Genomic DNA, 12,174 nt, shown 5'->3' with positions numbered 1-12,174 from the left:
ACGTTTCGGGAGGGCTAGGGTGAGGGGCTTTTCACTCTTCAGCTTTTATTTGCGGTTAAGCATCACCGGCAACTGAGCGACCAGTTTGGCGTTGTTCAACGGCGCTCGAATAAACCCGCGCTGCGTACCATCCGGCCCGATCACCGCCAGATTGCCGCTATGGTCGACGGTGTAATTCGGCTTACTGGTATCCGCCGGAATAAACGGAATACTCACCGCATTCGCGACCTTCTGCAGCTCTTCTATCGAGGTCGGCGTCAGGCCGACAAACTGCGGATCAAAGTAACCCAGGTACTGTTTCAACTGCTTCGGGTTATCGCGGTTCGGGTCAACGCTGACCAGCACGATCTGCAACTTGTCCACAGCGTCCTTGGGCAGTTCACTTTTGATTTGCCGCAACTGGGCGAGGGTGGTCGGGCAGATGTCCGGGCAGAAGGTGTAGCCGAAAAACAGCAGACTCCACTTGCCTTTGAGCTCGTTGATCGCCACCGGCTTGCCGTCCTGATCGGTCATCGTCACGTCCGGCAGATTGCGGCTCTGCGGCAGCAGAATAATGCCGGCGTCGATCAAAGCAGTCGGGTCGCCCTGGCCCTTGCCGCTCAGCACTTTGTTGACGGTAAGTCCCAGGATCAGCGCGATCACGGCGACGAGGATGAAGACGGTTTTCTGGGTTCGAGTCATAGGTTCAACAGTAAGTAGTGGTCTACGAGCAGGGCGATGAACAGCAGAAACAAGTACCAGATAGAGTACTTGAAGGTGTTGATCGCCGCGTGCGGCCGAGTGCCACGGTACAGCACCACGGCCCATTGCAGAAACCTTCCACCGAGGGCGAGCGCGCAAATCAGGTAGAGCACACCGCTCATGTGGATCACGTACGGCAGCAGACTCACCGCCAGCAGAGCGAAGGTGTAGAGCAGAATGTGCACCTTGGTGTAGTGCTCGCCGTGGGTGACCGGCAGCATCGGGATGTCAGCCTTGGCATATTCCTCTTTGCGATGGATCGCCAGCGCCCAGAAGTGCGGCGGGGTCCAGGCGAAGATGATCAGCACCAATAACAATGGTTCGGCGCTGACGTGACCGGTGGCAGCCGTCCAGCCGAGCAGTGGTGGGGCGGCGCCGGCGAGACCACCGATGACGATGTTCTGCGGCGTCGCGCGTTTGAGGAAACCGGTGTAGATCACTGCATAACCAAGCAGCGAAGCCAGGGTCAGCCAAGCCGTCAGCGGATTGGTGAACGTCAGCAACAAGGCCTGACCGAGCAGCGCCAGCACTAACGCAAACGTCAGCGCCGCCGCCGGCGAAACCCGGCCTTCAGCCAGCGGCCGTTTGTGCGTGCGCGCCATCACCGCGTCGATGCGCCGATCCACCACATGGTTGACCGCCGCCGCGCCACCGGCACACAACGCAATGCCCAGATTACCGAACACCAGTACCGTCCACGGCACCCCGGCGCGGGTCGCGAGGAACATGCCGACCAGCGAGGTGATCAGCATCAGCACCACGACTTTCGGTTTGGTCAGTTCCAGATAATCACGCCAGATCGCCTGATGCGGGCGTTCGCCAATCAGAATCGCCACGGCGTTTCTCCTTTAATAGTGATGGGCGCGGCCGCGTGTTTACGCGGGCTCAAGCGCCAGCGCGCGAGCACCGGTTGTTTGACCCGAACCAGACTGGTGCGCGCGTGGTAATTGACCAGCACCATGGTCAGCAACAGCGCCGCACCGCCGGCGTTATGCGCAACCGCCACCGGCAGCGGCAGATGGAACAACACGTTGCTGATGCCGAGGCTGATCTGTGCGGCGAGGGCGATCAGCACGAGGCCGGCCAGCCGCGTCATGCCGACCACTTTCAGTTGCCAGGCCAGACCGAGCAGCACCAACGTCACCAACAGCGCACCAATACGATGAGTCAGGTGAATCGCCGTGCGCGCATCACTGTCGAGTTGCCCACCGAGATAGTTCGGGCCGATGTGTTGGGTCAGGTGAAAACCATTGGCGAAATCCGCCGGCGGCAGCCATTGCCCATGGCAGGTCGGAAAGTCGATGCACGCCACTGCCGCGTAGTTGGAGCTGACCCAGCCTCCCAGCGCAATCTGACCAATCACCAACAACAATCCCGCCGTCGCCCAATACTGCAAACGCTTGGGCACGGTCAGCGCCGGTAGCACGCCGGACAGTCTCAACGTCAGCAAAAACAGCAAACTCAACGTCGCAAAACCGCCGAGCAAATGCCCGGTGACCACTTGCGGCCAGAGTTTGAGCGTCACCGTCCACATGCCGAACGCCGCTTGCGCAAACACCACCGCCAGCAGGAACAGCGGCAGCTTCAGCGGTTGCCCCGGATGACGACGATTGACCCAGGCGCGCCCGGCCAGTATCGAAATCAGCAGGCCGAGGGTGCCGGCAAAGTAGCGGTGGATCATCTCGTTCCAGCCCTTGTGCGCCTCCACCGGCGAGTCCGGGTAATGCAGTTCGGCATGGGCCAGTTGGGCTTCGCTTTTCGGCACGCTGATAAAGCCGTAGCAGCCTGGCCAGTCCGGACAGCCGAGGCCGGCGTGGGTCAGGCGCGTATAGGCGCCGAGCAGCACCACAATCAGGGCCAGCAGGGTGGCAAACAGCGCGAGGCGAAATCCAGGTTTGGCCATGACGATGCCCTTATCCGATGTTCGACAGTTTCAGCAGATGACGCAGGTCGTTGAGCAGATCCTTGCCCTTCACATTCGGCTCGTAACGCAGCACGAGGTTGCCGTGCGGGTCGATGATCCACAGTTGCGGCGTGGCTTTGTCGCCAGTGGTTTTACTGAACACAGCGGCGTCCAGCGGGTAGCGTTGCAGCTGTGGATATTCGCGGGTCAGCTTGGCGTCGTAATCAGTGCTGACCGGTTGCGCAACGGCGAGAGCGTGGCTGGCGCGGCCAGCATCACGACCGAGGCCGATCTGAATCTGCCGCGCCAGATACACCAGTTGCTGGCAATCCACCGCGCAATCCTTCGGCGCGGTGACCAGGATCTGCCAGCGCTCCTCGTTGGCCTGCACGCCGAGGTCGGCGCGGGTCTGGCCGTTGCCGATCAGTTCGCCGTGATAGCTGCGACCTTCCGGTACCCAGAACTGCAATTTGTACATACCCGTGGCGAGCACCATCGGCCCGATCACGCCGAGCACAATCAGCAGCAATTGAATGCGTCCGCGCCGACGGGTGGCGGCAGGTTTCGCCTCAGACATGCTGGGTGGATTCATGGCCGTTCCCATGGTGGTTCTCCTTTGCGTTGTGCAAGCCCAAATAGACGTAGAGGCCGAGCAGGGCGGTGGCCATGGCGAACCACTGCACGGCGTAACCGAGGTGTTTTTCCGGGCCCATGGCAACCACCGGCCAATCGGCCTCGTAGCTGGCCGGGCCGGGTTCGGCGCGTAATTCGTAGGCGAAGCCGTCGCGATCCAGGGTTTTCCACAGCTTGGTGGGTTCGACGGCAGTGATGGTTTGCGGCCAGGTGCTGCTGACCGGATCGGCGTGCAACTGGAAAGTAGCGCCGGGGGCGACGTAGACCCAGGCATCGACATTCAACGCTTCAGTGGGCGTAGTGAATTGTGGCGGCACGCGGCGATCCGGCCACGGCAACCAGCCGCGATTGACCAGCAGCCACAGACCGCTGCGTTGATCCTGAAACGGTTGCAGCAACTCGACGCCAACCTTGCCATTCCGCTGGCGGTTATCCAGCAACAAGCTGTGCCCGGCATCGAACTGACCGTGCAGATGCACGCGGCGATAGGCCGGATCGGCGCTGTTCAGCAACTCAGTGCTGGCCATCGGTTCGGCCGCGCGGCGTTCGGCGTAACTGGCGAGCAGGGCGGTTTTCTCCGCGCCCCGGCTCAGTTGCCAGAAGCCCAGCGACACCAGCAGCGGCAGCAGCAACGCCACCACCACAGTCGGTATCACGCCCGGGCGAAAACGCTTCATGGCTGCGCCACAAAGTCAGTCGTTGCGATCGCTATACTCAACTGCATCGCCTGTCCCCCGGAGTTCTTCCCATGCTCAAAACAGCCATCGTCCTGATGCTGATTGCCACGGTGATCAGCCTGTTCAGCGGCCTGTTTTTCCTGGTCAAGGACGACAGCAGCTCGAATCGCCTGGTCATCGCCTTGAGTGTTCGGGTGGCATTGGCCGCTGCCACCGTCGGCTTGATCGCCTGGGGTTTCTACAGCGGCCAACTGGTATCGCATGCGCCTTGGTAACTCTGGTCCTCAGAGCACGTAAACGAAGATAAACAGGCCTATCCAGACCACGTCGACGAAGTGCCAATACCAGCTCGCCGCTTCGAAACCGAACTGGTGCTCGTTGTCGAAGTGGCCCTTCATGATGCGCATCAGCATCACAAACAGAATGATCGTGCCGATGGTCACGTGGGCACCGTGGAAACCGGTGAGCATGAAGAACGTCGCGCCATAAATGCCCGAACCGAGGGTCAGCCCCAGTTCGTGATAGGCGTGAATGTATTCCTCAGCCTGGAAACCGAGAAACGCGCAGCCGAGCAGCACGGTGATCGCCAGCCAGATTTTCAGCGCGCCGCGATGGCCCTTCTTCAAGGCATGGTGGGCGATGGTGATGGTCACGCTGGAGCTGACCAGCAGGATCGTGTTGATCAGCGGCAGGCCCCACGGGCTGATGACGTCCTTGGGCGGCGGGAACAGTTTCGGGTCCGGCGTGTGCAGTAGCGGCCAGGTGAACTGAAAGTTCGGCCACAGCATATGGGCGATGCCTTTGGTGCCTTCACCGCCGAGCGCCGGCCCGGAGACGTGGCGCACATAAAACAGCGCACCGAAGAAGGCGACGAAGAACATCACTTCAGAGAAGATGAACCAACTCATGCCCCAGCGGAACGAGCGATCCAGTTGCGCGCTGTAGAGCCCTGCGCGGCTTTCCTTGATCACCGTACCGAACCAGCCGAACAGCATGTACGCCAGCAACAGGCTGCCAACGAAAAAGATGTACGGGCCGTGGGATTCCGGACGCGTCGCCTTCAGATCGTTGAACCAGACGGCCAGGCCGTACACGGTAATGGCCATGCCGAAAGTGGCGATGATCGGCCATTTGCTCTGGGCCGGAACGTAATAGTGCTCATGAGTTGCCATTTATTGTTCTCCTTATCGGGCACGCTCAACCGCCAGTGTTTACAGCCACCGGTGGATGTCGGGCGGTGATATCGAACAGCGTGTAGGACAGCGTCAGGTGCTTCACATCCTTGGGCATGTCGCGGTCAACAATGAAGCGCACCGGCATCTCGATCTGCTGACCGGGTTGCAGCACCTGCTGGGTAAAACAAAAGCATTCGGTCTTGTGGAAATACGCCGCCGCGTTGCTCGGCGCGATGCTCGGCACGGCTTGCGCACTCATCGGTTTGTCGGTGGGATTGCGCGCGATGAAGATCATCTCGTTGACCGCGCCGGGGTTGGCAGTGAGTTCGTCATGCTTGGGATAAAAGTCCCACGGCATGTCGACGTTGTTGGTCGACAAAAACTGCACACGCACCTGGCGCGAAGTGTCGACGACCTGCTCGCCCTCGTACTGCCCACCGGTCTTGCCATTGATGCCGAAGGCTTTGCACATCACGTCGTAGATCGGCACTAGGGCAAAGCCGAAGACAAACATCGCCACCACCACCCCGAGCAGACGGGTGACGAGTTTTTTCAGCGAGATCGAGTCAGCCATGGTTCATGCCTCCCCACCAAACCCTGTAGGAGTGAGCCTGCTCGCGATGGGTCCACCGCGGTGTGCCTGACACACCGCCATCGTGAGCAGGCTCACTCCTACAAAAGTCAGGCGTTTCATTTCACTTCCGGCGGTGTGGTGAAGGTGTGATAAGGCGCCGGTGACGGCACGCTCCACTCCAGACCTTCCGCACCATCCCAAGGCTTGGCCGGTGCTGGCGGACCGCCGCGAATGGTCTTGATCACGATGAACAGGAAGAAGATCTGCGTGGCGCCGAACATGAACGCGCCAATCGAGGAGACCATGTTGAAGTCGGCGAACTGCAGGTTGTAGTCCGGAATCCGTCGCGGCATTCCCGCAAGACCGACGAAGTGCATCGGGAAGAAGGTCAGGTTCATGCCGACAAACGACAGCCAGAAATGCAGCTTGCCGAGGGTTTCGTCATACATGTGGCCGGTCCATTTTGGCAGCCAGTAGTAGGTTGAGGCGAAGATCCCGAAGATCGCCCCGGGCACCAGCACGTAGTGGAAGTGCGCGACCACAAAGTAGGTGTCCTGATACTGGAAGTCCGCCGGGGCGATGGCCAGCATCAGTCCGGAGAAACCGCCGATGGAGAACAGGATCACGAACGCCACGGCAAACAGCATCGGCGTCTCGAAGGTCAGCGAGCCTTGCCACATGGTGCTGGCCCAGTTGAACACCTTCACCCCGGTTGGCACCGCGATCAACAGCGTCGCGTACATGAAGAACAGCTCGCCCACCAGCGGAATGCCGACCACGAACATGTGGTGCGCCCAGACAATGAACGACAGGAACGCAATGCTCGCCGTGGCGTAGACCATCGAGGTATAGCCGAACAGCGGCTTGCGCGAGAAGGTCGGGATGATCGAGCTGACCGCGCCGAAGGCCGGCAGAATCATGATGTACACCTCGGGATGGCCGAAGAACCAGAACACATGCTGGAACAGCACCGGGTCACCGCCACCGGCAGCACTGAAAAAACTGGTGCCGAAGTGGATGTCCATCAGCATCATCGTCACGCACCCGGCCAGCACCGGCATTACCGCGATCAGCAGGAACGCGGTGATCAGCCAAGTCCAGACGAACAGCGGCATTTTCATCAGGGTCATGCCGGGGGCGCGCAGGTTGAGGATGGTCGCGACCACGTTGATCGCGCCCATGATCGAACTGATCCCCATCAAGTGGATGGCGAAGATGAAGAACGTCACGCTTTCCGGCGCGTAGGTCGTCGACAGCGGCGCGTAGAACGTCCAGCCAAAGTTCGGCCCGCCACCGGGGGTGAACAGGGTCGACACCAGGATCAGGAACGCCGCCGGCAGCAGCCAGAAGCTGAAGTTGTTCATCCGTGGCAGGGCCATGTCCGGCGCGCCGATCATCAACGGGATCATCCAGTTGGCGAGGCCGACGAAGGCCGGCATCACCGCACCGAAGACCATCACCAGACCGTGCATGGTAGTCATCTGGTTGAAGAACGCCGGTTCGACGATCTGCAATCCGGGCTGGAACAGTTCGGCGCGAATCACCATCGCGAACGTGCCGCCGAGCAGGAACATGGAGAACGCAAACCACAGGTACAGCGTGCCGATGTCCTTGTGGTTGGTGGTCAGCACCCAGCGCATCAGGCCTTTGGCGGGGCCGTGGGCGTGGTCGGCATGACCATGGTCATCAATGACAGCGCTCATGGCCGGTCTCCTTTACGTGAGTGGACGGGGCAGGCCGGGGCGCGTTGCCCCGGCCGGTTCACGAGGTACGCGATAGACCGGCTCATTTGCTTTCCGCCTGTTTCAGCTCCAGCACTTCTTTTGGCGTGACCATGTCGCCTTTGTTGTTGCCCCAGGCGTTACGTTCGTAGGTCACGACCGCTGCGATATCGACTTCCGACAGCTGCTTGCCGAACGCCGCCATGGCGGTACCGGGCTTGCCGTGGAAGACAATACTCAGGTGATCCTTGATCGGGCCGGTGGCGATTTTCGAGCCTTTGAGCGCCGGGAACATCGGTGGCAGGCCCTGGCCTTCGGCCTGGTGACAGGCAACGCAGGTGGTGTGGTAGACCTTGTCGCCACGTTCCTTGAGTTCGTCGAGGGTCCATTCCTTGCTGGTCAGCTCTTTAAGCTGCGCGGCTTCGGCTTTGCGCTCGGCGAGCCACTTGTCGTAGTCGGCCTTGTCCTTGACCTCGACCACGATCGGCATGAAGCCGTGATCCTTGCCGCACAGTTCGGCGCATTGACCACGGTAGATGCCGGGCTTGTCGATGCGCGTCCACGCCTCGTTGACGAACCCCGGAATCGCATCGCGTTTCACCGCAAAGGCCGGTACCCACCAGGAGTGAATAACGTCGGCAGAAGTCACAAGGAAGCGCACTTTGGCCCCGGTCGGCAGCACCAATGGCTTGTCGACCTCGAGCAAGTAGTGCTCGCCCTTGGTTTCCTTGTTGTGGATCTGCTCGGCGGGGGTGGCCAGATTGCTGAAGAACTCGACGTCCTGACCCAGGTATTTGTAGTGCCACTTCCACTGATAACCGGTGATCTGGATATCGATATCCGGCTCACTGGTGTCGTACATCTTGATCAGGGTGGCGGTCGCCGGCACGGCCATCGCTACCAGAATCAGGAACGGTACGACGGTCCAGAGAATTTCGACGGTGGTGCTTTCGTGGAATTTTGCGGCGACCTGCCCGGTAGAACGGCGGTGCACCATCATCGACCAGAACATGGCGCCGAAGACGATGATCCCGATCACCACACAGATCCAGAATATGGTCATGTGCAGGTCGAATACTGCGTGACTGATTTCAGTCGCTCCAGGCGCCATATTCACAGTCCATGCGGCATGCGCGGGACTGAAAATCGACCACAACAGGAGGCCCATCCAGACGTGTGGATGTCGCATCATTGCGGGTTCCCCTTATCGTTCTTGTTATCCCGCCGGCTTTCGCCTGCGGCAAGGGAGCGGCTGCATCAGACTACGAACTTGAATCGCCGGGCCTTGCTGCGGGTGCAGTCGGGCGTCATCAGCTAACTCCATTCACTGGCGAGTATAGACAGCGACGGGAAATTGCAATGTGCACACGTAAATCAACTGAAACAGCCGGTACTTGCGTTCAAGGGCACGAATGGAGAAGGATGCAGACGAGTGGTGGCAAACCGATATAACGCAGGCGCATCAAGGATGAAATAATTATGACAAATGCGTCTTAGCATTTTTCGTAAGCCAGCTAACTTATGTCTTCCCTATTTCATTGCCTTGTTTCCTGGAGTTTTCATGAACACCGCCGCATTGCGCGAGCAGATCCAAAAAGCCCAACAACACGAAAAAGACACCGGCCTGCTGACCCGTCAGTTGGAGAGCAAGCTGCCTCATTTACACCCGGCGATCCAATTGCCGGAAGCCGACGCCAACGGTGTGCTGACGCGTTTTGTCGCCGCCTACATTGATGAAGTGCCAGACCTGCTGGATGCAGCCAATGAAGTCGCCAGGGAAGCGGGAATCGAATCGCAGATCAAACCGGTGCTGAAAATCGCCGAGCAGTATTTCCTCCAGCCGCCAGCCATCATGGCCGGGCACGTTGGCCTGGATAGCCTGCTGGATGAAGCCTATCTGGCGCACCGTTTTGTCGAAGAGGTCAACGACCTGTACATCAAGCATTTCGGCCAGCCACTGATCCCCTTGGACATGACGGTCGCCAACTTGATTGCTCACCAATTGATCGGTGAGGAATTTGCCAACCAACTGGACGAAGCGGTGCATCACGCGATCGACGAGATGCTCAACGACGAAAGTTTTGCGCTGGAATCGGTAGAAGCCTACCGCGAAAAACTCAGCAGCCCGGACACCGGCGCCGCGTGGAAACGCTGGCCGTGCATGAGCCGCCGACTGGGTGTGGGCCTGGAACTGGACCAGCCTGCCGCGTAATCCTGAGCGACACCCAAATACCTGTGGGAGCTGGCTTGCCAGCGATAGCGGTGGATCAGTCAGCATTGTCAGTGACTGACACTCCGTCTTCGCTGGCAAGCCAGCTCCCACAGGGTTTTTGTTCAGGCGGGAAGATTTAGCCGGCGGCGCCGATACCGGTAGTAGTTCGAATCCGCCCCTCAAGCCTGCGCTTCAACCCACGCGACTCAATCAACAGCTTCGAGCCCTTCGCCGCATTCGCCCGGCCCCACTCTTCCAGCAACTCCAGACACGAATGGTCGATGTAGCTCAGGTTATTGAGCGGCACATGCACCGTCGTCCCCTGCGGAATACTGCCCAGCACTTGCGTCAGCGCCGGCACCTTGAGGAATGTCGCCGCGCCGACCAGACGCAACTCCATCTCACCATCCTGTGGCAGATCGATCAGGCTGATCTTCAACCGCGACGCTTTGAACGCGAGTTTCAACAGCGTCAGACCGAAACCGATCAACACCCCGGTCAGCAGGTCAGTGAAGATGATCGCCAGCGCCGTCGCCGCATAGGTGAACATCGGCATCCGTCCATAACGGCCCAGACCTCGAAACGCTTTGAGATCGACCAGTTTGAACCCGGTGTAAACCAGCACCCCCGCCAGGCTCGCCACCGGAATGCTTTGCAGCACGCTCGACAGCAACAACACGAACGCCAGCAGCCACAGGCCATGGAAGATCGTCGAGTAACGCGTGGTCGCACCGGCCTGGACGTTGGCCGAACTGCGCACGATTACCCCGGTCATCGGCAGCGCACCGAGCAGACCGCAGAGCATGTTGCCGACCCCTTGCGCCGACAGTTCACGGTCGAAGTCCGATCGCACGCCGCTGTGCATGCGATCCACCGCTGCGGCGGAGAGCAGCGTCTCGGCGCTGGCAATGAATGCCACGGCGAACGCGGCGATCAGCAGCGTCGGATCGGCCAGACTGAGCAGATCAGCAGGTTTGAGCCAATCGATGGCCTCCGCCAGATTCGCCGGCACCTCGACGCGTTTGACCTGCAAAGCGAGCAACAGACTTGCCCCGGTTGCCAGACCGACACCGAGCAATGCGCCCGGAACGAAGCGCAGCGAATGCGGGCGAAACTTCTCCCACAACCACATCACTGCAATCGTCGACAGTCCGAGCAAACCCGCCTGCCAGCCAAACGACGGCAGCGCTTGTGCCACTGCAGCCGGGAACGCCGTGAGGTTATCCAGCCCCGAGGGCTTCGGTGACGCATCGAGCATCACATGCACCTGTGACAGCACGATCAACACGCCAATCCCCGCCAGCATCCCGTACACCACCGCTGGCGCCGTAACCCGAAACCAGCAGCCGAGCTTCAAGCGGCCGGCGACCAGTTGCAGAAAACCGGCAAGCAACAGAATCGGCCCGAGCATCTCAATGCCGTGCTGGCGCACCAGTTCAAACACCAACACCGCCAGCCCCGCCGCCGGCCCGCTGACCTGCAACGGCGAGCCCGCCAACCAACCGACCACCAGACCACCGATAATCCCAGTGATCAAACCCTTGGCCGGTGGCAACCCTGACGCAATCGCGATACCCATGCACAGCGGCAACGCGACCAGAAACACAACCACTGAAGCGAGCAACTCCCGTGGCAACACCGCTTTCAATTGAGCCGCACGCATGGCGATTCTCCCGAAGTTTTCTTCAGGCATGGCTTCGCCGAACCGCTGAAACAGCGGCCGGCGTCAAACCACACAGATGTTTAGGAAGATTTAGAAGCGCGCTTTGGGCGTCGCCACCGGAATCGGATGGCTACCGTCGAGCGGCAGGAAACGGCCCTGATCCGCGTCGTAAGCTTTGATTTCGCTGGTTTCGATGTCGTAGACCCAGCCATGGATGAACAGATGACCGTTCGCCATGCGCGAGGCTACCGAAGGATGGGTACGCAAGTGCTGCAGTTGGGCGATGACGTTTTCCTCGGTGAGGATCGGCATGCTTTCTTTTTCGTCGGCGCAGTTACAGTTCTCATGCACCATGGTTTTCGCGACTTCAGCGTGGCGCAGCCAGGCTTTGACCGTCGGCATTTTTTCCAGGCTGTCCGGATTGAGCACTGCACGCATGGCGCCGCAATCGGAGTGGCCGCAGATGATGATGTGCTGCACGCCGAGCGCCAATACCGCGTATTCGATTGCGGTGGAAACGCCGCCGTTCATCTGCCCGTACGGCGGCACAACATTGCCGACGTTACGGGTCACGAACAGATCGCCGGGCGAGCTGTGGGTAATCAGCTCAGGGACGATGCGCGAGTCGGCGCAGGTAATGAACATCGCCTTGGGCGCCTGCGCCGTGGCGAGTTTCTTGAAGAGCTCTTCCTGCTGTGGGAAGACCTCATGATGAAAATGCAAAAAGCCGTCTACGATCTGTCGCAGCGCTGCATCGGCGGATTCCGCTTCAGGGGTTTGCGCCGACGCAGCCAACGGCTGTTTATCCTTGTCACTCATGATTCATCCTCTTTGGCGGATTAGGGGAGTCATTCCCATGTATTCCGGTATGAAGC

13 protein-coding genes are annotated in these 12,174 nt (G+C 59.9%); 2 read left to right on the top strand and 11 right to left on the bottom strand.

From position 1 onward, the window contains the following. Positions 1–45: 45 nt before the first annotated feature. The 5 genes from PMI23_RS09485 to PMI23_RS09465 are packed head-to-tail and all read right to left on the bottom strand — an operon-like array spanning position 46 to position 3,954. Complete coding sequence (locus PMI23_RS09485; protein WP_007911741.1) at positions 46–681, bottom strand: SCO family protein; 636 nt, start codon at positions 679–681, stop codon at positions 46–48. Next, positions 678–1,577, bottom strand: a complete 900-nt coding sequence (cyoE, locus tag PMI23_RS09480; protein ID WP_007911739.1) for a heme o synthase — start codon at positions 1,575–1,577, stop codon at positions 678–680. The genes PMI23_RS09485 and cyoE overlap by 4 nt, the downstream gene beginning before the upstream one ends. Further along, positions 1,565–2,644 (bottom strand): COX15/CtaA family protein, encoded by a 1,080-nt coding sequence (locus tag PMI23_RS09475; RefSeq protein ID WP_007911737.1) that lies wholly within the window; start codon positions 2,642–2,644, stop codon positions 1,565–1,567. The genes cyoE and PMI23_RS09475 overlap by 13 nt, the downstream gene beginning before the upstream one ends. Positions 2,645–2,654: 10 nt before the next feature. After that, positions 2,655–3,248: a hypothetical protein gene (locus PMI23_RS09470; protein WP_007911735.1), complete on the bottom strand. Its 594-nt coding sequence runs from the start codon at positions 3,246–3,248 to the stop codon at positions 2,655–2,657. Further along, positions 3,214–3,954 carry an SURF1 family protein gene (locus PMI23_RS09465; RefSeq protein ID WP_007911733.1) on the bottom strand — a complete coding sequence of 247 codons (741 nt, stop codon included), beginning with the start codon at positions 3,952–3,954 and terminating at the stop codon, positions 3,214–3,216. The genes PMI23_RS09470 and PMI23_RS09465 overlap by 35 nt, the downstream gene beginning before the upstream one ends. Before the next feature lie 71 nt (positions 3,955–4,025). On the opposite strand from PMI23_RS09465, the gene PMI23_RS09460 reads away from it, so the two are divergent. Continuing rightward, complete coding sequence (locus PMI23_RS09460) at positions 4,026–4,229, top strand: twin transmembrane helix small protein (RefSeq protein ID WP_007911731.1); 204 nt, start codon at positions 4,026–4,028, stop codon at positions 4,227–4,229. Positions 4,230–4,238: 9 nt separating this feature from the next. Here PMI23_RS09460 and PMI23_RS09455 read toward each other — a convergent pair whose 3' ends face one another. From PMI23_RS09455 to coxB, 4 genes are all read right to left on the bottom strand, one after another. Continuing rightward, a complete protein-coding gene (locus PMI23_RS09455) occupies positions 4,239–5,126 on the bottom strand; it encodes a cytochrome c oxidase subunit 3 (protein WP_007911729.1) in 888 nt (295 codons plus the stop codon). Positions 5,127–5,151: 25 nt separating this feature from the next. Continuing rightward, positions 5,152–5,703, bottom strand: a complete 552-nt coding sequence (locus PMI23_RS09450; protein WP_007911727.1) for a cytochrome c oxidase assembly protein — start codon at positions 5,701–5,703, stop codon at positions 5,152–5,154. Between the two features lie 116 nt (positions 5,704–5,819). Next, on the bottom strand, positions 5,820–7,406 hold the full coding sequence (gene ctaD, locus PMI23_RS09445; RefSeq protein WP_007911725.1) for a cytochrome c oxidase subunit I: 1,587 nt from the start codon (positions 7,404–7,406) through the stop codon (positions 5,820–5,822). A gap of 82 nt (positions 7,407–7,488) precedes the next feature. Then, positions 7,489–8,616 (bottom strand): cytochrome c oxidase subunit II, encoded by a 1,128-nt coding sequence (coxB, locus tag PMI23_RS09440; protein WP_007911723.1) that lies wholly within the window; start codon positions 8,614–8,616, stop codon positions 7,489–7,491. 369 nt (positions 8,617–8,985) lie between these two features. Between coxB and PMI23_RS09435 the strand changes: the two genes are divergently transcribed. Continuing rightward, entirely contained in the window at positions 8,986–9,636 is a 651-nt protein-coding gene (locus PMI23_RS09435; protein WP_007911722.1) for a hypothetical protein, read from the top strand. Between the two features lie 136 nt (positions 9,637–9,772). Here PMI23_RS09435 and PMI23_RS09430 read toward each other — a convergent pair whose 3' ends face one another. Next, entirely contained in the window at positions 9,773–11,299 is a 1,527-nt protein-coding gene (locus PMI23_RS09430; RefSeq protein ID WP_007911721.1) for a SulP family inorganic anion transporter, read from the bottom strand. Positions 11,300–11,389: 90 nt separating this feature from the next. Then, complete coding sequence (locus PMI23_RS09425) at positions 11,390–12,118, bottom strand: carbonic anhydrase (RefSeq protein ID WP_007911720.1); 729 nt, start codon at positions 12,116–12,118, stop codon at positions 11,390–11,392. Positions 12,119–12,174: the final 56 nt, after the last annotated feature.

The sequence above is a fragment of the Pseudomonas sp. GM24 genome (assembly GCF_000282235.1).
Lineage (GTDB): Bacteria > Pseudomonadota > Gammaproteobacteria > Pseudomonadales > Pseudomonadaceae > Aquipseudomonas.
The sequence above is the reverse complement of the archived record's forward strand: the minus strand, read 5'-3'. Positions and strand labels throughout refer to the sequence as shown.